General features: G+C 70.6%; 21 protein-coding genes and 1 pseudogene. 6 read left to right on the forward strand and 16 right to left on the reverse strand.

Annotation, left to right across the window (positions count from 1 at the left end):
• Positions 1–19: 19 nt before the first annotated feature.
• Together NZH93_RS47125 and NZH93_RS47130 are read left to right on the forward strand one after the other, a co-directional pair.
• Entirely contained in the window at positions 20–1330 is a 1311-nt protein-coding gene (locus NZH93_RS47125; protein ID WP_259629896.1) for an ABC1 kinase family protein, read from the forward strand.
• 86 nt (positions 1331–1416) lie between these two features.
• Entirely contained in the window at positions 1417–1974 is a 558-nt protein-coding gene (locus NZH93_RS47130; RefSeq protein ID WP_259629897.1) for a hypothetical protein, read from the forward strand.
• Between the two features lie 655 nt (positions 1975–2629).
• On the opposite strand, the gene NZH93_RS47135 is transcribed toward NZH93_RS47130, so the two are convergent.
• The 5 genes and pseudogenes from NZH93_RS47135 to NZH93_RS47155 form a co-directional block, all read right to left on the reverse strand.
• Positions 2630–2803 carry a hypothetical protein gene (locus tag NZH93_RS47135; RefSeq protein WP_259629898.1) on the reverse strand — a complete coding sequence of 58 codons (174 nt, stop codon included), beginning with the start codon at positions 2801–2803 and terminating at the stop codon, positions 2630–2632.
• A complete protein-coding gene (locus tag NZH93_RS47140; protein ID WP_259629899.1) occupies positions 2800–3693 on the reverse strand; it encodes a class I SAM-dependent methyltransferase in 894 nt (297 codons plus the stop codon). Before NZH93_RS47140 ends, NZH93_RS47135 begins: the two co-directional genes overlap by 4 nt.
• A gap of 360 nt (positions 3694–4053) precedes the next feature.
• Positions 4054–4389 (reverse strand): annotated as a pseudogene (locus NZH93_RS47145) (WhiB family transcriptional regulator); the annotation flags it as partial.
• A gap of 115 nt (positions 4390–4504) precedes the next feature.
• Positions 4505–4753, reverse strand: coding sequence for a hypothetical protein (locus NZH93_RS47150; RefSeq protein WP_259629900.1), 249 nt, complete (start codon positions 4751–4753; stop codon positions 4505–4507).
• A 150-nt stretch (positions 4754–4903) separates the two neighbouring features.
• On the reverse strand, positions 4904–6955 hold the full coding sequence (locus NZH93_RS47155; RefSeq protein WP_259629901.1) for an ATP-dependent DNA helicase UvrD2: 2052 nt from the start codon (positions 6953–6955) through the stop codon (positions 4904–4906).
• Between the two features lie 81 nt (positions 6956–7036).
• Here NZH93_RS47155 and NZH93_RS47160 point away from each other — a divergent pair, with 81 nt between their 5' ends.
• Entirely contained in the window at positions 7037–7783 is a 747-nt protein-coding gene (locus NZH93_RS47160) for a DUF4191 domain-containing protein (protein WP_259629902.1), read from the forward strand.
• 80 nt (positions 7784–7863) lie between these two features.
• On the opposite strand, the gene NZH93_RS47165 is transcribed toward NZH93_RS47160, so the two are convergent.
• Positions 7864–8337 carry an RDD family protein gene (locus NZH93_RS47165; RefSeq protein WP_259629903.1) on the reverse strand — a complete coding sequence of 158 codons (474 nt, stop codon included), beginning with the start codon at positions 8335–8337 and terminating at the stop codon, positions 7864–7866.
• Positions 8338–8568: 231 nt separating this feature from the next.
• Here NZH93_RS47165 and glnA point away from each other — a divergent pair, with 231 nt between their 5' ends.
• Positions 8569–9993, forward strand: a complete 1425-nt coding sequence (glnA, locus tag NZH93_RS47170) for a type I glutamate--ammonia ligase (protein WP_259629904.1) — start codon at positions 8569–8571, stop codon at positions 9991–9993.
• A gap of 66 nt (positions 9994–10059) precedes the next feature.
• Here glnA and NZH93_RS47175 read toward each other — a convergent pair whose 3' ends face one another.
• The 3 genes from NZH93_RS47175 to NZH93_RS47185 form a co-directional block, all read right to left on the reverse strand.
• Positions 10060–11091, reverse strand: coding sequence for a WXG100 family type VII secretion target (locus NZH93_RS47175; RefSeq protein WP_259629905.1), 1032 nt, complete (start codon positions 11089–11091; stop codon positions 10060–10062).
• On the reverse strand, positions 11088–11444 hold the full coding sequence (locus NZH93_RS47180; RefSeq protein ID WP_259629906.1) for a type VII secretion target: 357 nt from the start codon (positions 11442–11444) through the stop codon (positions 11088–11090). The genes NZH93_RS47175 and NZH93_RS47180 overlap by 4 nt, the downstream gene beginning before the upstream one ends.
• 372 nt (positions 11445–11816) lie before the next feature.
• Entirely contained in the window at positions 11817–12461 is a 645-nt protein-coding gene (locus NZH93_RS47185) for a hypothetical protein (protein WP_259629907.1), read from the reverse strand.
• A gap of 250 nt (positions 12462–12711) precedes the next feature.
• On the opposite strand from NZH93_RS47185, the gene NZH93_RS47190 reads away from it, so the two are divergent.
• Entirely contained in the window at positions 12712–12966 is a 255-nt protein-coding gene (locus NZH93_RS47190; protein ID WP_259629908.1) for a hypothetical protein, read from the forward strand.
• A 53-nt stretch (positions 12967–13019) separates the two neighbouring features.
• Here the strand turns inward: NZH93_RS47190 and NZH93_RS47195 are convergent, their stop codons facing one another.
• The 6 genes from NZH93_RS47195 to NZH93_RS47220 all read right to left on the reverse strand — a co-directional run bounded on the left by NZH93_RS47195 (position 13020) and on the right by NZH93_RS47220 (position 19629).
• The gene (locus NZH93_RS47195) at positions 13020–13940 is read right to left on the reverse strand and encodes an NADP-dependent oxidoreductase (protein WP_276025368.1); all 921 of its coding nucleotides are present in this window, start codon (positions 13938–13940) and stop codon (positions 13020–13022) included.
• A gap of 52 nt (positions 13941–13992) precedes the next feature.
• Positions 13993–16944, reverse strand: a complete 2952-nt coding sequence (locus NZH93_RS47200; RefSeq protein WP_259629910.1) for a bifunctional [glutamine synthetase] adenylyltransferase/[glutamine synthetase]-adenylyl-L-tyrosine phosphorylase — start codon at positions 16942–16944, stop codon at positions 13993–13995.
• 39 nt (positions 16945–16983) lie between these two features.
• Positions 16984–17208, reverse strand: a complete 225-nt coding sequence (locus NZH93_RS47205; RefSeq protein WP_259629911.1) for a hypothetical protein — start codon at positions 17206–17208, stop codon at positions 16984–16986.
• Complete coding sequence (locus tag NZH93_RS47210; protein WP_259629912.1) at positions 17205–18344, reverse strand: inorganic phosphate transporter; 1140 nt, start codon at positions 18342–18344, stop codon at positions 17205–17207. The genes NZH93_RS47205 and NZH93_RS47210 overlap by 4 nt, the downstream gene beginning before the upstream one ends.
• Positions 18345–18438: 94 nt before the next feature.
• Positions 18439–19194 (reverse strand): type 1 glutamine amidotransferase, encoded by a 756-nt coding sequence (locus NZH93_RS47215; protein ID WP_259629913.1) that lies wholly within the window; start codon positions 19192–19194, stop codon positions 18439–18441.
• Positions 19195–19209: 15 nt separating this feature from the next.
• The gene (locus NZH93_RS47220; RefSeq protein ID WP_259629914.1) at positions 19210–19629 is read right to left on the reverse strand and encodes a rhodanese-like domain-containing protein; all 420 of its coding nucleotides are present in this window, start codon (positions 19627–19629) and stop codon (positions 19210–19212) included.
• Between the two features lie 80 nt (positions 19630–19709).
• On the opposite strand from NZH93_RS47220, the gene NZH93_RS47225 reads away from it, so the two are divergent.
• Entirely contained in the window at positions 19710–20183 is a 474-nt protein-coding gene (locus tag NZH93_RS47225) for an Lrp/AsnC family transcriptional regulator (protein ID WP_259629915.1), read from the forward strand.
• A gap of 75 nt (positions 20184–20258) precedes the next feature.
• Here NZH93_RS47225 and NZH93_RS47230 read toward each other — a convergent pair whose 3' ends face one another.
• The gene (locus tag NZH93_RS47230) at positions 20259–21119 is read right to left on the reverse strand and encodes a GNAT family N-acetyltransferase (protein ID WP_259629916.1); all 861 of its coding nucleotides are present in this window, start codon (positions 21117–21119) and stop codon (positions 20259–20261) included.
• Positions 21120–21199: the final 80 nt, after the last annotated feature.

The following is a 21199-nucleotide window of genomic DNA, read 5'->3' on the forward strand; positions in this document are numbered from 1 at the left end:
GGCGGGGGAGAATCACCGGGTGAGCGAGATCCCGCGCAAGGCCGTGCAGCGCACCGCCAAGCTGGCAACCCTTCCGATCGGGGTCGCCGGCCGTGTCGTCGGTGGCTGGGGCAAGCGCCTGACCGGCATGAGTTCCGAAGAGGTCACGGCCGACATGACCGCGAAGACGGCCGAGCAGGTGTTCGCCGTGCTCGGGCAGCTCAAGGGCGGGGCCATGAAGTTCGGCCAGGCCCTGAGCGTGTTCGAGGCCGCGGTGCCGGAGGAGATGGCCGCGCCGTACCGGGAGGCGCTCACCAAGCTGCAAGCCGGGGCTCCACCGATGCCGACCCGCACCGTCCACCGTGTGCTCGCCGAGCAGCTCGGGTCGGCGTGGGCGAAGCGCTTCGTCGAGTTCGACGACGAGCCCGCGGCGTCGGCGAGCATCGGCCAGGTGCACCGGGCCGTGTGGCACGACGGCCGCGAGGTCGCCGTGAAGGTGCAGTACCCCGGCGCGGACGAGGCGTTGAACGCGGACCTGAAGCAACTGCTGCGGTTCAGCAGGCTGGTGCAGGCGATCATCCCCGGCGCCGAGGTGAAACCGCTGCTGGAGGAGCTGCGCGACCGGATGGTCGAGGAGCTGGACTACCGGACCGAGGCGGACAACCAGCGGACGTTCGCCAAGGCGTTCGACGGCGACGAGCACGTGCTGGTGCCGAAGGTGGTCGCCAGCGCGCCCAAGGTCATGGTCAGCGAGTGGATCGACGGCACTCCCCTGGCGACGATCATCCGCGAGGGCACGCGGGAGCAGCGCGACCTGGCTGGCAGGCGCTTGGCGGAGTTCCACTTCTCGGCGCCGAGCCGGTCCGGGCTGCTGCACGCCGACCCGCATCCGGGGAACTTCCTGCTCGGTGCGGACGGCAGGCTGCGCACGATCGACTTCGGCGCGTGCGCCCGGCTGCCGGACGGCCTGCCGAGGACGTTGGGCCTGATGACCAGGCTCGCGCTCGACAGGCGCTCGGACGACCTGCTCGACCTGCTGCGCAGCGAGCACTTCATCCGCCCCGGCACGGAGTTGGAGGGCGAGGACGTCCTCAACTACCTCGGGCCCTTCGTCGAACCGCTGCGCACGGAGAACTTCAAGTTCACCCGCAAGTGGCTGCAAAGCCAGGCGGAACGGGTCGGCGACCTCCGCAAGCCCGACTCTCGCACCGGCCGCTCGCTCAACCTGCCGCCGCAGTACCTGCTGATCCACCGGGTCACCCTCGGCGCCACCGGCATCCTCTGCCAACTCGACGCCGAGGTGCCGACCCGTTCCATCGTCGCCCGCTGGCAGCCGGGCTTCGACGACTGAGCCGAGTTGTCCACAGGCGACCAGGTTGTCCACAGATTCGAAAAGGCCGCTCGCGCTGGACCCCGCCATCGCGCACGATCGTTGACATGACGATCCAAGACGGCGTGACCAGCACCGCTGACCTGCTCGAATCCGGTGTCGCGAGGTACACCATCGACACCAGGTGCCGCCCCGGCGGCCCCTGGCGCCGCCTCCTGCCCGGTGTCCTCCTGCTCAGTCCGGGAGAGCCGACGAGGCGACAACGCCTGCGGGCCGCGCACGTCTACGCGGGCCCGCGAGCGGTCATCACCGGCATCGACGCCCTGCACAACCAGGGCCTGCCCGGCCTGCCGCTACCGCCGCGCGTGCACGTCCTCCAGCAACCCGACCAACGCCTCAACAACCACGACTTCCTCCTCCTGGAACGCACCACCAGACGCCCACCGGTGATCACCAACGCCAACCTGCCCCTGGCCACCCCGACCAGAGCCACCCTCGACGCCGCCCGCCGCGAACAACACCCGCTGCGCCTGCACCACCTGCTCGCGGCCGTGCTCCGCGCGGGCCTCTGCACCGCCACCGACCTGCTCGCCGAACTCGACGCGGGCAGCAAACGCGGCGCGGCCGCCCCCAGAGCGGCCTTGAGAGCCCTGACGGGTCGTTGACCTGCGCTTTCCCGCTCGCTGGGGCCGTGCGCGCCGTCCTCACCCCACATCGGACCGGCCACAGACACCCAACAGCCGCCGCACACCACACCCGCCCAGCGGTGGCTAACTCCCCGATCGGCTGCGCCAACCACACTGGCGACCCCAGCAGGCCCGTAGCCCTGACAGTCCCGACCAGCCCGGCGATCCCAGCAACCTGAGCGCCCGCCAGTCCCGCATCAGCCACAGGAGTCAGACGACCCGGAAACCCACTACGCAATCCCGCAGCTCAGACAACACCAACACCCCGCCGCCCACCCGGCCAAGCCGCCCCGCCCGCCCAGATAGGTCCAACCGCCCATCCATCCCGGCAGTCCGGCAGTCCGGCAGTCCGGCAGTCCGGCAGTCCGGCAGTCCGGCAGTCCGGCAGTCCGGCAGTCCGGCAGTCCGGCAGTCCGGCAGTCCGGCAGTCCGGCAGTCCGGCAGCAGAGCATCGATCGCGCCCGGTCAGCCGCGCAAGACCGACCATCCCCAGCCAAAGGAGGCCGTATTCAGCGACTCGACATCCGGTAGTTCAGTTCACCCGAAGGGCCTTCGCGTTCCAGCGGCGGTCCGCTTCGACTCGCCGCTCTGCCAAGCACGGTCGTGTCCCCAGGGGTGGCGGGGACTCGGCGGTTCACCAGTACTCGGTCGGGAGTTTGCACTCCAGGTCGCGGACGTGGGTGCGGGCGCAGGTGTGGCAGAGCCAGGTTTGGCGGCCGCGGTCGCGGTCGGTCACCCAGGCCAGGCGTTGGACCGGGTCGGTGACCGTGGCGCGCGACCTGCCGCAACGGGAGCAGGTTTCGGTCACGGTTTCTGTCCTGTGTGGACCGTGTTGGTCTGGAGGAAGAAGACGTCTTCGCGCAGGCCGACGTAGTTCGGGTCGCTCGGGTCGAGGAGGGTGCGGAGGGCGGTGCGGTCCGCTGGGTGGAGGAGGTCGCCGGTGACGTCGTTGCGCCAGCGGAGCCAGTCCTCGATGGAGTCGCGGACGATCGGCTTGGTGGGAGCGGGGTGGTCGACCAGGTAGCTGAAAGCGCCGACGTCGTGGAGGCCCGCTTCGGTCAGGACGACGTTCCAGCCGGTCGTGAGGCGGACGGCGTTGGGGATCTGGTCGCGCATCCGGGTGAACCACTGGTCGCGGGCGGCGGCCAGGCGGTCTTGCAGGCCGGGGTCGCCGACGCCGAGGTCCCACGGGAGGCAGCGGGTTTCCAGGCCGCCTTCGGCGAGGGCGAACCAGCCGCCCGCGGCCAGGGCGCTGATCAGGTTGAGGGCGCCTTGGCGCTGGTCAGGGAGGTGGTGCAGGACGTTCGACGCCCACACGAGGTGTGCGGCGGCGGCGAACTCGGTGGGTTTCTCGGTGGCGATGTCGGCCAGCACGGGGCGGACCCGGACCGTGGTGGTCTTGCTGTCGGACTCGTAGGAGGCGGCGGCTCTGGCCGCGGTGGTGGCGGCGTCGAGCAGTTCGGGCACGGCGTCGACGAGGACGATCGTGCCGCCGCCCCGTGCGCACAACGCCTCGGTGAGGGCGACGCTCATGCCGCCCGCGCCCGACCCGACGTCGATGACGGTCGGGTTGTCGGGCAGCGCTCGGACCAACCTCCGAGCGACGACGCGCAGGGCGTCCGCGTGCAGTTCGTCGGCCCGGCGCATCGCGATCAACCGCGAGGGCCAGTCGATTCCGTCGTGCGTGTGTCGTGCCACCTCCGCACCGTACCCATGACTCGGGCCGCTCTCCCGTCGAAAATGGGAGAGCGGCCCGAGTCGCTCGGATCAGAGGTCGCGAGCTGAGTGGAGCGCCCGCTTCTGGGCCCAACCGGACAAGCGGCGCCAACGGTTGGCGACGATGAGCCGGCGGGCCAGTCGTTGGCGTTCAGCGAGGTTTTCGGAATCTCTCATTCGGGCACGTGCGAGGTCTTCATGGAGCAACATTCGGCCGATCCCCTGGTTCTTGTGGTCGAGGTGGTGCAGTTCGTCGCTGGTGATTCGGTTCGTGGTCACGCGGCGGCCTCCTGGCTGGTAGCCCCCCCGGACAACGGTCGCGGCGGGTGCCGCGGGAACAACAGGTGCCGCGTCCTTGCGCGGACGGCCACGCGGACGCTTGCGCGCGATGACGGCACCGCGCTCGAAGATCTCGCCACCCCAGACACCCCACGGCTCGTGGCGGGCCAGTGCTCCGGCCAGGCACTCGGCGATGACCGGGCAGCCGACGCAGAACGTCTTGGCCTTCTCCAGCTCGGCGGGTGCGTCCGCGAACCACAGGTCGGGGTTGTTGGTGCGGCAGGGCAGGTCCAGACCGGCGTCGGGCGCGGTGTCGATCAAGCAGGCGACACCGGCTCCTCCGTGGTCAGCGGTCTCGGGGAACGTTCCGCTGGTTATCGGAACGGTTGCGGTCAACATCAGGTGAACTCCTGTCGAGGTACAGCGATGGGGTTGTTTTCGGGACAGCAAAAAGGCCGCGGTCCCTGTGCGGGTCCGCGGCCTAGGTGAGCCAGGTAGTCCTGACAGTCCTGTGTCAGGTCCTACTTCGCTCGTGCGCGGACAGCGCATCGATCCGGATCGAGTTGTGCTTGGTGGTGACGCCAGCAGTGACGCCGCCCGCGTAGGCGGTCGGCTCCTGGACTGGCAGGCCTCGCTCGGCGCTCCACACCTGGGCGTGGCGAACGCGGGCAGACTTCTGCCCCGCAGCGAGTTCCATCGGCGACACGCAAACGATCCCGGCCGTGAGGTGACCAGGCGTCGTGAAGAGGTTGAGAGTCTTCACAGTGGTCACCTCCATCAACGGGCTCGTGGTTGGCATGTCGGTTTGTTCTCTTCCCCAGTCGGGCACTCCGTGCCCGGCATCAGCAGGTTACGAGGCCTCGTAGGAGGCGTGCAACCGGTTTTTAGAAATCTCTTCCGATCGGATGGATTTTCACCGTTCGCCCTGGACAACGCCCAGTACGTCGGCTCCGAACTTGTCGAGCTTCGACGCCCCGATCCCGGAGATCGACACCAGCCCGGCGTTGTCCACCGGACGCACCTCGGCGATGGCCACGAGGGTCGCGTCGGTGAACACGACGTAGGACGGCACCTTCAGCTCACGGGCGCGCGAGGCCCGCCAGGCGCGCAGCCGCCCCAGCAGTTCCTCGTCCACATCGGACGGACACCGGCCGCACCGGCCGATCTTGATCGCCTGCGTGCCGACCAGCGCGGACTCGCACACCCGGCAGACCGGTTTCGGCTTCTTCTGGAGGGGTTCGCGCCTCGTGCCGAGCGCGGCGGGGTGGTCGTCGGGCACGAGCCCGTACATGAACCGGCTGCGCCGCCGGTACTTGCGGCCGCCCGCGGCGCGGGCCAGCGCCCACGACAGCCAGAGGTGTTCACGCGCACGGGTGACGCCGACGTAGAGGAGCCTGCGCTCCTCCTCGATCTTCGCGTCGTCGCCGTCCGCGTGCATGATCGGCATCGTCCCCTCGACGAGGCCGACGAGGAAGACCGCGTCCCACTCCAGGCCCTTGGCCGCGTGCAGCGACGCGAGCGTGACGCCCTCGACCGTCGGCGGGTGCTGCGCCTCGGCCCGGACGTCCAGTTCGACGGCGAACTTCGCGAGGTCCGCGCCCTCGACGGTCGTCGCCAACTCCTCGGCGAGTTCGACGAGCGCGAGCAGCGACTCCCACTTCTCCCGCGCGGTGCCGCCCGCAGGGGGCTCGTCGGTCAGGCCGAGGCGGGCGAGCACCTGCCGCACCTGGCCGGGCAGGTCGCCCTCGGGCGGGGTGTGGCTCGCGGTGCGCAGCGCCACCATCGCCTGCCGCACCTCGGTGCGCGCGAAGAACCGCTCGCCGCCGCGCACCTGGTACGGGATGTCCACCTCGGTCAGCGCCTGCTCGAACACCTCGGACTGCGCGTTCACCCGGTAGAGGATCGCGATCTCGCTCGCGGACACGCCCTCGGCGAGCAGCTTGCGCACGCGCTGGGCGACCATCGCGGCCTCTTCGGGCTCGTCGCCGAACTCGGTGAACGTCGGCCGCGGCCCGGACGGGCGCTGCCCGATCAACTGGAGCCGCGAGCCAGCCGGACGGCCGCGCGCCCACTTGATGACCTCGTTCGCCAGTCCCACGACCTCCGGCGTCGACCGGTAGTCGCGCTCCAGTCGCACCACGTGCGCCTCGGGGAACCGGCGGCCGAAGTCGAGCAGCGGGCGCGGCGAGGCGCCCGCGAACGAGTAGATGGTCTGGTTGGCGTCGCCGACGACGGTCAGGTCGTCGCGCTGCCCGAGCCACGCGTCCAGCACGCGCTGCTGCAACGGGGTGACGTCCTGGTACTCGTCCACCACGAAGCACCGGTAGCGGTCGCGGAACTCGTCGGCGACCTCGCTGTGCTCCTCCAGCGCGGCGGCGGTGTGCAGCAGCAGGTCGTCGAAGTCGAGCACCTGCGCGTTGTTCTTGAGCTGCTCGTACGCCTGGTAAACGAGGGTGAGCTGCTCGGCGGGCACCGGCGTGTCCCGGTGCGTGCTCGCCGCGGCGGCCGGGTAGCCCTCCGGCGTGATCAGCGACGCCTTCGACCACTCGATCTCGCTGGCCATGTCCCGCAGCGTCTCGGGCGACGTCGGCGCGCCGACCCGGTTCGCGGCCTGGGCGATGTAGCGGAGCTTGCCCTCGACGAGCTGCCACTGGTCGCCGCCGACGACCCGCGGCCAGAAGTAGCGGAGCTGCCGCAGCGCCGCGGCGTGGAACGTGCGGGCCTGCGCCGCCGTCACGCCCAGCGCCCGCAGGCGCGTCCGCATCTCACCCGCGGCGCGGGCGGTGAACGTGACCGCGAGGACCTGACCAGGGGCGACGTGCCCGCGCTGGACCAGGTAGGCGATGCGGTGGGTGATCGTTCGCGTCTTGCCGGTGCCCGCACCCGCGAGCACGCAGACCGGCCCGCGTGGCGCCTCGACCGCTGCGCGCTGCTCCGGGTCGAGTCCCTCCAACAGCGGGTCCATGCGGAGCAGTCTCGCAGACGGTCCGACAACGATTGTGGGAGGCGGTGAACGCGAAGTCGCCGCGGCCGTATCCTGGTGGGCATGGCTGGTAAGCAGGACAAGGCTGCCAAAGTGGACAAGACGGCTGCCAAGGAGGCGAAGAAGGCGCGACGCGCGGCTTCACGCGCCAAGCGCGGACAGATCTTCGAGGCGTTCAAGATGCAACGCCGCGAGGACAAGGCGCTTGTGCCGCTGATGCTGGGCGCGCTGCTGGGGGCCACGGCGTTGGCGTTCGGCATCGGCTACTTCTTCGACATGCAGTGGGTGTTCCTGCCGATGGGCATCGCGATCGGCGCGCTGCTCGCGGTGGTCATCTTCGGCCGTCGGGTCCAGGCGAACGTCTTCAAGAAGGCGGACGGCCAGCCCGGTGCCGCGGCGTGGGCGCTGGAGAACCTGCGCGGCAAGTGGCGGGTCACGCCCGCCGTCGCGGGGACGACGCAGCTCGACGCGGTCCACCGCGTGATCGGGCGGCCCGGTGTCGTGCTGGTCGCCGAAGGCGCGCCGCACCGGGTGAAGTCGCTGCTCGCGCAGGAGAAGAAGCGCATCGCCCGCGTGGTCGGCGAGACCCCGATCTACGACGTGACCGTCGGCGCCGAAGAGGGCCAGGTCCCGCTGCGCAAGTTGCAGGGCTACCTGATGAAGCTGCCGCGCAACATCTCGGCCGCGCAGGCCGAGACGATCGAGGGCAGGCTCTCCGCACTCGCCAGCCGCGGCGCGGCGCTGCCCAAGGGCCCGATGCCCGCGGGCGCGAAGATGCGCAGCGTCCAGCGCACCATGCGCAGGCGCTGACTCCCCCACTCGCACGGAGAAGGGCCCCCGGAGTTCCGGGGGCCCTTCTCGTTTCAGCGCGATGGAGCGTGGCGCGGCTCTCAGCGCACGCGGATGACCACGGTGTTGCTCGCCTTGTCGTGCAGGCAGCGGCCGTCGGCGTCCCAGATCACCGCGGGGATGACCAGGAAGATCAGCCCGGTGCGCAGCGCGGCCCGCGGGATGCCGACCGCCGGGGCGCCGTCGAGTCGGGCGACGCGCAGGCCGAAGATCGCGTGCCCCGGAGTGAAGCCGAAGAACGAGACAGCGACGATGGTGATCGCGAACCAGGCCAGCAGGCTCCAGTTGCGCGGCAGGTCGGGGTAGGTGAACAGGCCCGCGACGCCCGCCGCGAGCAGGAAGTCCGTGAGGATCGCGAACGCCCGGCGCCCGCTCGACGCGATCGAGCCGGGGCCGCTCTCCGGCAGCCCGAGGCGTTCACCCTTGAAGCGCTGGCCGGTCCCGTCGCCGGAGTCCGCTCCCGGTTCCAGGACGCTGCGCGGGCCCGAAAGCCACGAACCGGTCCATTTGCTCACACCTACAGAGTAATGCCGTGCTCACACGGTGAGTACCGGCAGGTCGGCTTGCCCCTCGCGCCCACCCCGTTAACACTGGCGAAACATCGGAGTGACGGCCGGGCAACACCAGCGACATAGCGTCACCCTCGATGGCCGACCGCGATCCTGTGGCGGCGTACACCCGCGCCCGCTCACTGTCGACAGGGCCAGCGGACAGCACTGCACTCAAGACGTGAGGAGTCGACGAGCGTGTTCAAGAATTCCGACGAGGTCCTGAAGTACATCTCCGACGAAAATGTGAAGTTCGTCGACGTGCGGTTCAGCGACCTTCCCGGCGTGATGCAGCACTTCACGCTCCCGGTGTCGGCCTTCGACGCGGACGCGATCAGCGAGGGCTTGGCGTTCGACGGGTCCTCGGTCCGGGGCTTCCAGTCCATCCACGAGTCGGACATGCTGCTGCTGCCCGACCTGGCCACGTCGCGCATCGACCCGTACCGGATCGAGAAGACGCTGGTCATCAACTTCTTCGTCCACGACCCGTTCACCCGTGAGGCGTACAGCCGCGACCCGCGCAACATCGCGCGCAAGGCCGAGCAGTACCTGGCCGAGTCCGGCATCGCCGACACCGCGTTCTTCGGTTCCGAGGCCGAGTTCTACATCTTCGACTCGATCCGGTTCGAGAACAAGGAGAACAAGTCCTTCCACGAGATCGACTCGATCTCCGGCTGGTGGAACACCGGCCGTGAGGAAGAGGGCGGCAACAAGGGCTACAAGGTCAAGTACAAGGGCGGCTACTTCCCCGTCAGCCCGACCGACCACTACGCCGACCTGCGCGACAAGATGGTGCTCGACCTGGAGTCCTCGGGCTTCGCCGTCGAGCGCGCGCACCACGAGGTGGGCACCGCCGGTCAGGCCGAGATCAACTACAGGTTCAACACGCTGCTGCACGCGGCCGACGACCTCCAGTTCTTCAAGTACATCATCAAGAACCGCGCCCACGCCGAGGGCAAGACGGTCACGTTCATGCCCAAGCCGCTGTTCGGCGACAACGGTTCCGGCATGCACACGCACCAGTCGCTGTGGAAGGACGGCGCGCCGCTGTTCCACGACGAGTCCGGTTACGCCGGCCTGTCGGACACGGCCCGCCACTACATCGGCGGCATCCTGCACCACGCGCCGTCGCTGCTGGCGTTCACCAACCCCACGGTGAACTCCTACCACCGCCTGGTCCCCGGCTACGAGGCCCCGGTCTCGCTGGTCTACTCCCAGCGCAACCGCTCGGCGTGCGTCCGCATCCCGATCACGGGCAACAACCCGAAGGCCAAGCGCATCGAGTTCCGCTGCCCCGACTCGTCGGGCAACCCGTACCTGGCCTTCGCCGCCATGATGATGGCGGGCCTGGACGGCGTGAAGAACAAGATCGAGCCCCCGGCCCCGATCGACAAGGACCTCTACGAGCTCCCGCCCGAGGAGGCCAAGGACGTCAAGCAGGTCCCGGCCACCCTCGACGCCGTGCTGAACAGCCTCGAGGCCGACCACGAGTTCCTCCTCGAGGGCGGCGTCTTCACGCCCGACCTCATCGAGACCTGGATCGCCCTCAAGCGCGAGCACGAGATCGACCCGCTCCGCCTCCGCCCGCACCCGTACGAGTTCGCCCTGTACTACGACGTGTGACGCGCGACTGAACGACGCCGAGGGCCCCGTGCGATTCGCACGGGGCCCTCGGTCTGTCCTACGGGGTCAGGACGTGGGCACCTTGTCCTCCGGGACGAAGCGGATGATGGTGCCGTCTTGCAGCCGCATCGTGTTCTGGCCGCTCTGGGGCAGGCGGCGGACGCCGTTCTCCCAGACCTCGGTCTGGGACGGCACGGTGTACACGCCGCCCGGTTTGGGGCGCAGGACCTTGCCGCCGGGGATGTTGAGGACCGTGCCGCCGCTCCTCCTGCCGCCGCCGGTGGTCTGGGCCTGGGCGAAGACGAGGCCGCGGGTGGTGGCGGGTTCCTGGGGGGCGCTCGCGGTGAGCGACTCCGGGCGGACGAGTGCGGCGGCGCGTGTAGTCGTGGACGACACGGCGGTCGTGCCGTCGGTGGTGGAGGACGTGGTGGTGGGGGCGCCCTGGATGGCGTTGGCCAGTTCGGTGAGCAGCGGGGTGACGTTGGTGATCGACTGGCGGACCTGCTGCTCGACCGCGGAGATCGGGACGCCGTAGGAGTTGATCATGCGGGTGGACTCGGCGAGCACGTTCGAGGTGATGCCGCCCTCGATCGCGATGGCCCGCGAAACGTAGGAGATCAGCCGCTGGACCAGGTCGGTGAGCAGGTCCGCCGCCTGCTGCCTGCCGCCCGCGACCGCGTTCCCGGCGGCGGTCGTCGCCGAACTGCCCGCCTTGGCCAGCGCGACGACCTGTTCCAACGCGGAGGCGATCCCGGCGCTGTGGGTCCGGTACCGGTCGCCCGCGGCACCGCTCCACTGGGCCGTGTCGGTCGTGGCCGAGCGGGTCAGCCGTTCCCGGACCTGGTCGGCCCTGGTCGACACCTGCTGCCAGGTGTCGGCGAACGAGCTGACCACCGAAGCCTTCCCCGCCATCCGGTCGCACACGTCCTGGAGCGGCTGGACGTACCCGGTGAGGAACCCGAACCCGGCGGACGACAGCGCGTCGACCGGTTTCACCGTGGCGTCCAACGCCGTCATGCTCCCGGCCCCCTGGCCGCCCGCGACCCACCCGCCGCCGGTGATGGTGCTCGCCAGCGTCGCCACCCGGTCGCCGCTCATGCCAGCGCCTCCGGTGCGACCGTGCCCGCGCGATCGGGACCGAGGCCCTCGCCGACCGACTGGAACCGGGCCGCTTCGCCCGCCTCCTGGTCGAGGTAGGTGGTGGCGGTGTCGCTCATGGCCTTGCCCGCGGACTCCAGCGCGTCCACGTCGGTCCGCAGCGCTTCCCGACCCGCCCTGGCGACTGCGGCCATCGCGGTGACGAACGGCTGCCCGATCTGCCCGAGGGCGTCGGAGGTCAGGTCGACCCCGTCCGCGGCGTCGGCCGCCTGCCCGAGTTCGGTTGCCAGGTCGCGGAGCGTGCGCGCGTGCCCTGCCAGCGCGTCGGTGACGACCTCGAAGGACTGGCTCATCGGCGATCCCCTCTCAACGGATGCCACCCGCCGGTTCCCGCTCCCGTGCCCGACGTCCGGCCCCCACCTCGGCCTGTCGAATCCGAGCGTGGCGCAACCGCATGTCGCGGACAAGGTCCGTTCAGACGATGTCCCCGGCACCGCGCGAGGACCGCGGTGGCAGGCGTGAACGCCGGTGCGGCCCCCGCTCCGGATCGCTCCGGGGGTGATTGGTGTACGAATTCGACGCCGCATTGTTCGCGGCGGTCGAGTGATCCTGGTCACATATATTCCCAGTGACTTTGTCGGGAATTTTCCAAGTCCCGACAACAATCTGCCGACAAATGCCAAAAGCCCCCGAACGCCTGGTTCGGGGGCTTTTGCGCGGGTTGTCTAGCGGGGAATCTCGATGCCGGGAACGGCCACCGCGCCACCGGTCGGGGCGAGGGAGCCCGCGATGCCGTTGAAGGCGATGTCGACCTTGGTGGCCGCCTTGCCGACGGGCTGGTCGAGCTCGACGGTGCCGGTGATGCTGGAGCCCTTGGCGACGCTGACGGGCCACTTGCTGGTGGCCAGGGAGGCGCCGTACTCGCGCTTCGTGTCGTCGACGGCCTTGAACGGACCGAGGGGGAGGTCCATCTTCGCGGTGCTGGCGTTGACCGCGGTGATGTACAGCTTGACCCGTCCGCCCTGGTTCTCGACCTTCGTGACCTCGACGGTCAGCAGTCCGCGGGACTGCTTGAACGAGCCTTCGAGCACCTTCGTCTCCGCGCTGGGCGAGGTGGGCGTCTCCGAGGACGTCGCCGTCGTGGTGTCGAGCGCGCCGTTGAGGCCGCCCTGACCGCTGGGCGATTCGCTGGAGGTGGTGGGGGCCGCCTGCGCCCTGTCGTCCCGCAGGTTGACGCTCAACGCGCCGACACCGACGGTGCCCGCCGTGACGGCCTGGATGACGCCCAAGAGCACCAGCACTCCGAGCATCACCAAACTGATCTTGAGGACCGTGTTGGTCTTCCTGAGGTGTTGGATCTCGTCGTCCATGACGTCCTTCGTCCGGGCGCGCGCCGTACTAACGTGAATGTGTTGTCTATGTTGAACCGAGTCAGTCTTGACATGAACAACGGTCGACGTCAATGCGAACCGGCATATCGTTCACACTATTCGACGCTGTGTGAGCGGACCTGAACGGAACGTTGTAGACCGTTCGGTCCTACACCCGTCCGGCGGAACATCCGGTGAACGCCGCGGGGCTGACCACGCGGCGGGCGCGGGCGGGGGTTAGGGTCGCGCGGTGTCTGATGACGTAGCCGAATTCCACGCCCCGCAGTTGCTCTCCACCCAGATCGTCGACTCCGCGGCCGAGGCCGTCGAGGCGGTGCTCGCGGCCGACACGCTCGACCTCGGCGTGCGCGTCTACAACCGCCTCGTGCCCGACGACGACTCCGACGACACGTTGGTCGAGGAGTGGGTCATCGAGATCTACACCAACGCCCCGGCCGTCGACCCCGATGACGACGAGGACGACGACACCCCCGCCGAAGACTGATCAACCGAACGAACCGGTGGGCCCGTGCGAGCAGCACGGGCCCACCGTCGTTCTCAGACCTCCAGCACGACCTTGCCGCGCACGTGGCCGCCTTCGAGCAGCCGGTGCGCGGCCACGGCCTGGGCGAGCGGGAACACCTGCTGCACCTCGACGCGCAGCGCTCCCGCCCCCGCCTGCTCCGCCAGCCACTCCAGGTCGGCCGCCACGGGTTTGGCGAACGTCCACCGCCCGCCGAGCCCCAGCACGTTGCGGTCCACAGTGGACGCGATGCGGGCGGTATCCCTTACCAACGCCGGAGAATCGCCGAGCGCGGGGCCGCCGACGCAGTCGAACGAGACGTCGACCTTGCCGTCACCACCGACCAGTTCGGCCACGTTGTCGACGAGCGCGTCGCCGTACGCGACGGGCTCCGCGCCCAGCGAACGCAGGAAGTCGTGGTTGCGCGGTGACGCCGTGCCGATCACCCGCGCCGCGCCCAGCACCTTCGCGACCTGCACGGCGAGGTGGCCGACCCCGCCCGCGGCGCCGTGCACGAGCACCGTGTCACCTTCCCCGACGCCGACGGCGCGCATCAGTTGCAACGCCGTCAACCCGCACAGCGCGAGCCCGGCCGCCTCCTCGAACCCGAGCGACGCGGGCTTGTGCGCCAGACCGCGTTCGGTGGCCGCGACCAGTTCGGCGTAAGTGCCGTCCTGCACGTGGTCCTGGCGCTGGTAGCCGAACACCTCGTCACCCGGCGCGAAACCCTCGACGGCCGGGCCGACCGCGACGACCACACCGGACACGTCCCAGCCGGGAACCAGCGGGAAGTGGTGCGGGAACTGGGTTTCCAGCCGTCCGGCCCGCACCTTGGCGTCGACCGGGTTGACCCCCGCCGCTCTCACCCCGACCAGCACCCGGTCCGGCCCCAGCAGCGGTTCCGGCAGGTCGCGCAAGGTCATGACCTCGGCGTCGCCGAACGCGTCGTACGCCATCGCTTTCACAGCAGCCCCTCACTCCGGTTCCGGCAGTGATCGACTCCAGTGTCTAGGAGTCGTAGAAGACCCGCTCGACGACGGCCCGCGCCCTCCTCGTGGTGCGCCGGTACTCGTCGAGGAACTCCCCCGGATCCGTGCCCGGCGGGTGGCCCATGACGGCCGCCACGGCGGTCAGGTCCCGGCCGGTGGTCGGGAGCTGGTCACCCGGTTTGCCCTTCACCAGCATCACCGCGTTGCGCGCCCGCGTCGCCATCAGCCACGCACTCTTCAGCTCCTCGGCATCCCCCGCGTCGAGCAGCCCGGCCTCCGTGGCCGCCCCGATCCCCCGGATGGTCGACGGCGTGCGCAGAGACGGGACGGCGTGCGCGTGCTGGAGCTGGAGCAACTGGATCGTCCACTCGACGTCGGCGAGCCCGCCGCGGCCGAGTTTGGTGTGCGTGCTGGGATCGGCGCCGCGCGGCAGACGTTCGGCGTCGACGCGCGCCTTGATCCGCCGGATCTCCCGCACGGCCTTCGCGTCCAGACCGCCGTCGGGGTAGCGGATCGGGTCGATCATCTCGGTGAACCGCTCGCCGAGGCCCGCGTCACCCGCGATGGGCCGCGCACGCACCAGCGCCTGCGCCTCCCACACCTCCGCCCACTGCCGGTAGTACGCGCGGTAGGACTCGAACGTCCGCACCAGCGGCCCCTGCCTGCCCTCGGGCCGCAGGTCGGCGTCCACCTGGAGCGCCGGGTCCTGGCTCGGCGAGCCGAGCAGCCGCCGCACGGTCTCGGCGAGGGAACTGGCGTACTTCACCGCCTCCCCGTCCGTCGCGCCCTCCACCGGTTCGCACACGAACAGCACGTCGGCGTCCGAGCCGTAGCCCAGCTCACGGCCGCCGAGCCTGCCCATGCCGATCACCGCGACCCGCGCCGGCCGCGCCTCACCCGACGCGCGCACGGCGGCGTCCAGCGCGGCCTGCAAGACCGCGACCCACACCTCGGACAGCGAGACGCACACCGTCCGCAACGTCGTCAGCCCCAACAGGTCCGCGCTCGCGACCCGCAGCAACTCCTGGCGCCGCAACGACCTCGCGGCGGCGACCGCCCGTTCCAGCGCGTTGTGCCGGGCCACCGCGCTGCGCAACGGGTTCCCGACCTTCATCGGGTCGCGCCCGACCAGCGCCTCGGTGTCCGCCAGCATCGGCAGCACCTCGGGGGCGCGCACCAGCAGGTCCGGCACCAGCTTCGACGTGCCGAGCAGCGCCGCGAGCCGTTGCACGACCGCGCCCTCGTCGCGGAGGAGCCTGAGGTACCAAGGGGTTTCGGCCAGCGCCTCGGACACCTTCCGGTACGCCAGCAGCCCACCGTCCGGGTCGGGCGTGGTGGCGAACAGGTCCAGCAGCAGCGGCAGCAGCGCGCCCTGGATGCGCGACCGGCGCGACATGCCCGACGTCAACGCCTGGATGTGCCGCAGCGCCCCGTCCGGCGCGGCGTACCCCAGCGCGGCCAACCGGGCCACGGCTTCCTTCGTGGTCAGCCGCATCGCCTCGGTCGGCACGTTCGCGACGGCCTCCAGCAGCGGCCGGTAGAACAGCTTCTCGTGCAGCCGCCGCACCTGGTTGCCGTGCCTGCGGAACTCCGCGAGCAGCACCTGGCTCTCCGACAGCCGCCCCTCCGCCGACAGACCCGTCGCGCGGGCCAGCCACCGCAGCCCCGCCGTGTCGTCGTCCGCCGGGAACAGGTGCGTGCGCAGCATCTTCTGGAGCTGGAGCCGGTGCTCCAACGTCCGCAGGAACCGGTACGAGCGGCCGAAGTCCACCGCGTCCTCACGACCGATGTACCCGCCCTTGCCGAGCACCGCCAACGCCTGCGTGGTCGCCGTGATGCGCAGCGACTCGTCACCCCGCCCGTGCACGAGCTGGAGCAACTGCACCGCGAACTCCACGTCCCGCAGCCCGCCGCGGCCGAGCTTCAGCTCCCGCCGCACCAGTTCGCTCGGCACGTGCTCCTCGACGCGGCGGCGCATCGCCTGCACCTCGGGCACGAAGTTGTCGCGGTCCGCCGCCGTCCACACCAGCGGCCGCACGACCTCCAGGTACTGCTGCCCCAGCTCCTCGTCACCGGCGACCGGGCGGGCCTTCAGCAGCGCCTGGAACTCCCACGTCCGCGCCCACCGCTTGTAGTACGAGGCGTGCCCGTCGAGCGTGCGGACCAGCGCGCCCGCCTTGCCCTCGGGGCGCAGCGCGGCGTCGACCTCGAAGCACGCCTGGCCCGCGACCTGCATCATCGTGCTGGCCACTCGGGTCGCCACGCCGATGTCGCCCTCACCGACGAACACCACGTCGACGTCGCTGACGTAGTTCAGCTCGCGGGCACCGCACTTGCCCATCGCGATCACCGACAGCCTGCACTCGGCGGAGCGGTGGGTCTGGGCGAACGCCACGGTCAGCGCGGCCCGCAGCGCGGCGACGGCGAGGTCGGAGATCTGGCTGGCGACGTCGTCGTAGCCGACGAACGGCAGGTCCGGGTCGACCACGTGCGCCAGGTCGTCGGCCGCGACCAGGCACAGCAGCGCCCGGTACTCCTGCCGGAGCGTGCGGATCGCCTCCTGGTCGCGCAGGTCGGCGACCGCGTCGACCAGCGTCGGCGTGAACCGCTCGACGTCGACGGACTCCGTGCCCGCGAGCAGCCGCCACCGCCCGGCGTCGGCGACGAGGAAGTCCGCCAGCGCGGTGGACGAGCCGAGCACGGCGAGCAGCCGGGCGCGGAGCACCGGATCGGCCCGCAGCGCGCCGGTCAGCTCGGACCAGCCGTCACCGAGGGCTTCGCGGACGCGGTCGACTCCGCGCAGCGCGAGGTCCGGGTCAGGGCTGCGGGACAGCGCCAGCAGCACCGGCTCGGCGCCTTCGGTCGGACGGCCGTCCGACCACCAGCCCGTCGCCCTGAGGTGTTCTTCGCTGCGCGGCCCGGTCAGCCCGAACCTGGCGGGTGAAGCGGACGTGCGGGACGGATCGCTCATCGGTGTCCACGGTAGTCCGGGTCACCGGAGGACGAGCGGTCAGCCCGCGACGACCAGGTAGAGCCCGAACAGCACCACGGCGGCGCAGGCCGCGAAGCTGACACCCGCGACGACCGTGCCGCTCACGCCGTTCCCGCCGCCCTCACGGGCGTCCTCCCGCGCGGACATCCCGCGCAGGCCGACGGAGAACAGCACGACGAGCCCGAGCACGACACCGGTGCTGACCGCGAACACCGCGCCCAGCGCCATCCAGTCGACCTTCATGCCGCCACGTCCAGCTTGTGCGGCTCGGACTGGGCCGCGATCTCGTCGACCACGTGCTCCGGCCGCACCGGCTCGCGCCGGGACAGCAGCCAGATGACGACCGCCATGGTGATCGCGAGCACCGACACCAGCACGACGCCGAACGTGCCCTGACCGGCGAGCAGACCCGCGAGCGCGCCGACGATGCCCGCGGCGGGCAGCGTGAACAGCCACGCCATGGCCATCCGGCCCGCGACGCCCCACCGGACGCCGTCGCGCTGGCGGCCGAGGCCGGAGCCCATGATGCCGCCGGACGCCACGTGCGTCGTGGACAGCGCGAAGCCGAGGTGCGAGGACGCCATGATCACGGTCGCCGCGCTGGTCTGGGCCGCGAAGCCCTGCGGCGCCTCGATCGTGGTCAGGCCCTTGCCGAGGGTCTGGGTGATGCGCCAGCCCCCGAGGTACGTGCCGAGCGCGATGGCGATGCCCGCGCTCAGGATCACCCACGTCGGCGGGCCGGAGCCGGGGCTGAGCGTCCCGGCGGTGATCAGCGTCAGGGTGATGATGCCCATCGTCTTCTGGGCGTCGTTCGTGCCGTGCGCGACCGACATCAGCGCCGCCGACGCGACCTGGCCGACCTTGAAGCCCCTGTCCGACACGGACGGACGGGCTCTCCTGGTCAGCCGGTACGTCAGGAACGTCGCCAGCAGCGCCACGATCCCCGCGACCAGCGGAGCCGCGATGGCGGGCACGAGCACCTTGTCCACGACCTTCGTGAAGTGCACGGCGTCCGCGCCCGACGAGACCCAGGTCGCGCCGATGAGCCCGCCGAACAGCGCGTGCGACGAACTCGACGGCAGACCGACGTACCAGGTCACCAGGTTCCACATGATGGCGCCGATGAGGCCGCCGAACACGATCGCCGGGGTGATCTTGGCGTCGTCGACGATGCCGCCCGAGATGGTCTTCGCCACCTCGACCGACAGGAACGCGCCGACCAGGTTCAGCACCGCCGACAGCGCGACCGCGGTTCTCGGGCGGAGGGCACCGGTCGCGATGGACGTGGCCATCGCGTTCGCGGTGTCGTGAAAACCGTTGGTGAAGTCGAAGGCCAACGCCGTGATGACCACGATGATGACTAGAAGTGAGGCATCCACTCTGATTCCCCCGGCTGAACCGACACAGTCGTGGATGAACGCTACCTGTCGTTCAGGTAAACGCAGGCCCTGCGGACGTAGGGAGAAAGGTTCATCACACCAACGGCAGCTCGATCCCGACGTGCCCACCGGGCTCCAGTTCGCCGCTGGTCAACCGCACGAAGCGCTCGGCGAAGGGCTGCCACACCTCGGCCACGTCCGCGTGGGCCTCGGCCAGGCGCTCGGCGTCGAACGTGCCCGGCCGCGCGAGAGCCGCGCTGTCCGGCTCGTGCAACGCCCACTGGAGGACGACCTCGGGCGTCGTCTCGATGTGGAATTGCAGCCCGTACCCGCTCTCACCGACGCGAAACGCCTGGTTGTCGTACTTCGGCGACGCCGCGAGGTGCTCGGCGCTCGGCGGCAGCACGTGGATCTCGTCGTCGTGGAACTGGATCACGTCCGGCGTCCACGGCAGGTCGGCGAACAGCGGGTCGCGGCTCGACACGTCCCGCTTCGCGACCAGCATCGCGCCCACCTCGGGGCCCTTGGTGCCGCGCCGCACCTGGCCGCCGGTCGCCACGGCCAGCAACTGGGCGCCGAGGCAGATCGCGAGTGCCGGGACCTTCTTCGCCACGGACTGGGACAGCAGCTTGCGGACGGCGGGGAGCCACGGGAACTCCAGGTCGTCCAGCGCGCTCATCCCGCCGCCCAGGCAGACCAGGCCCTGGTAGCCGTCGAGCGATTCCGGGACGGGCTGCTCGTAGGGCCGGACGACGTCCAGTTCGGCGCCTGCGCCGGTCAGCCATTCTTCGAGCACGCCGAGCGGGTCGGACGCGTCGGGTTGGAGCACGAGCAAACGAGGTGCGGTCACACGTTCGAGGGTAGGTCAGCAGGCGCAGGCGACCCCGTCCAGGCTGCCTTCGACGGGATACCCCGCGGCCTGCCACGCCGTGATGCCGCCCGAGAGCCGCTTGACCCGGAAGCCGAGGGCCGCCAGCTTCAGCGCGCCCTTCGTGGCGGCGTTGCACTGGAAGCTCTCGCAGTAGCAGACGTACACCACGTCCCGGTCCAGGTCCTTCGTGGACTCCTCGTCGATCCCGCGGTGGTCGAGGTGGATCGCCGTGGGGATGCGAGCGTGCGCGAACGCTTGCGCGCTACGGGTTTCGACGAGTTGGAACCCGTCCGCCGCACCGGCGCGCAGGTCGCGCACGACGTCGTCCGGATCTGCCTCGAAGGCGAGTTCGGCGGCGAAGAACGCGGCGGAGACGGCAGGCTCGGCGGGCGGGAAGCGCAGTGTGTTCGTCATGGCCACAATCCTGGTCGGACGGCGGTTCCGGGCACATGGGGAAGTCCAGCCGTGCAGGCGGATCTGCCTACGATTCCCCGGTGGAACTCGACGAGGTGGACTGGAAGCTCATCGGGCTGCTCCAGGAGGACGGGCGGCTGACGTTCGCGGAGCTGGGCAGGCGCGTGTCGCTGTCCGCGCCCGCCACCACCGAGCGGGTGCGGCGGCTGGAGCAGCTCGGGGTGATCGTCGGGTACCGCGCGGTCGTCGACGTGCGGCGGCTGGGGCTGCCCATCGAGGCCGTGGTGCGGGTACGCGTGCGGTCGCTGGACACGCCGCGGTTCCGGGAGCGGGTCGTGGTGCTGCCGCAGGTGCTGGACGCCGACCACGTGACCGGCGACGACTGCTGGGTGCTGCGGGTCGTGTGCCCGTCGACAGGTGACCTGGAGGCGTTCGTCGAGCTGGCGCAGAAGTACGGCGACACGACGACGTCGCGGGTGTTCTCGTCGCCGGTGCGGAACCGGGCGATCGGGCGGGAGACGTCGTGCGCGGTCGGAGAGGTCCCCCGGTCGTGAAGGCCCCCCGAACTGAACGCTAGCGGAGGGGTCCGACAGAAACGGGGCTCGTCGGGAGCGGCTGTTGGGTGGGTCTCAGGTTGAGGTGGTGGTGAAGAGGAGTTCGGCGGCGTCCAGGACGGGGACGAAGCCGATGCGCTGGTAGACGCCGTTCGACGTGGGGTTGGCGAGGTCGGTGTAGAGGAGGACCTCGGTCGCGCCCGCGCGTCTGGCCCAGGTGGAGACCGCGGCGGTGATGGCGGCGGCGTAGCCGTGGTTGCGGTGCTCGGTCGGTGTGTAGACGGGGCCGACACGGGACATGGCGTTGACGGGTGGGCTGACGGCGGCCCACGAGACCGGAACGCCGTCGACCTCCCAGAACGCGTGCGTGGCCTGGCCGTGCTCGATCTGGGTGCGCAGTTCGGCGACGTGGTCGAGGTCCGCGGGCAGGTGGCTCATGGCCTCCACCATGAACGCGCGGTGCCAGGGCCCGAGGAATTCGACATCGGCCACCGTGGCCAGGCGCATCCGGCCCGGCACGGCCGGGGTGAGGAGCGTGCCCAGGCGGAACAGGCGCATGGAGATGGTCTCGTCGACCAGGCGGCCCGTCCGGTCGCACCACGCCGCGGCGAAGGCGTCGGCCGACTCGCGCTCGCCGCTCACGCCGTTGAGGTCGGGGGCGATCCCGAGCAGGAAGTCCACGAAGTCGGCGGCCAGGTCCACGGGGATGGCGCTCGCGATCAGCGGCCAAGGCGGCGTGCGCACCGCGGCGCCGACCAGGTCAGGACCGTCGTGGGCCGTGACCAGGATCTCCTTCGGCTCGTCCGGGGACGGGTTCGCCAACCTGCGGGCGATCACCGTGAGCGCCACGGTGTGCCGCACCGGGTCCGCCGCGTAGAACGCCTTGGTGACGGCCCAGAAGTCCGCCAGCTCGTCGTGCACCACGAAGTCGGGCATGGCAGAAGACCGTAACGCAAAAAGCCCTGTGGGGGAGCACCGTTACCAGTGCTCCCCCACAGGGAAAAATTGTCCCGCGG

The sequence above is a fragment of the Umezawaea endophytica genome (assembly GCF_025061645.1).
In the GTDB taxonomy this organism is placed as follows: Bacteria; Actinomycetota; Actinomycetes; order Mycobacteriales; family Pseudonocardiaceae; genus Umezawaea; species Umezawaea endophytica.

Coding starts and splice junctions, on each gene's coding strand:
- NZH93_RS47180 (WP_259629906.1), bottom strand. CDS start 11,444: ATGAGCCAGTCCTTCGAGGTCGTCACCGACGCGCTGGCAGGGCACGCG.
- NZH93_RS47155 (WP_259629901.1), bottom strand. CDS start 6,955: ATGGACCCGCTGTTGGAGGGACTCGACCCGGAGCAGCGCGCAGCGGTC.
- NZH93_RS47220 (WP_259629914.1), bottom strand. CDS start 19,629: ATGACGAACACACTGCGCTTCCCGCCCGCCGAGCCTGCCGTCTCCGCC.
- NZH93_RS47195 (WP_276025368.1), bottom strand. CDS start 13,940: ATGGCGTACGACGCGTTCGGCGACGCCGAGGTCATGACCTTGCGCGAC.
- NZH93_RS47230 (WP_259629916.1), bottom strand. CDS start 21,119: ATGCCCGACTTCGTGGTGCACGACGAGCTGGCGGACTTCTGGGCCGTC.
- NZH93_RS47160 (WP_259629902.1), top strand. CDS start 7,037: ATGGCTGGTAAGCAGGACAAGGCTGCCAAAGTGGACAAGACGGCTGCC.
- NZH93_RS47200 (WP_259629910.1), bottom strand. CDS start 16,944: ATGAGCGATCCGTCCCGCACGTCCGCTTCACCCGCCAGGTTCGGGCTG.
- NZH93_RS47205 (WP_259629911.1), bottom strand. CDS start 17,208: ATGAAGGTCGACTGGATGGCGCTGGGCGCGGTGTTCGCGGTCAGCACC.
- NZH93_RS47175 (WP_259629905.1), bottom strand. CDS start 11,091: ATGAGCGGCGACCGGGTGGCGACGCTGGCGAGCACCATCACCGGCGGC.
- NZH93_RS47185 (WP_259629907.1), bottom strand. CDS start 12,461: ATGGACGACGAGATCCAACACCTCAGGAAGACCAACACGGTCCTCAAG.
- NZH93_RS47130 (WP_259629897.1), top strand. CDS start 1,417: ATGACGATCCAAGACGGCGTGACCAGCACCGCTGACCTGCTCGAATCC.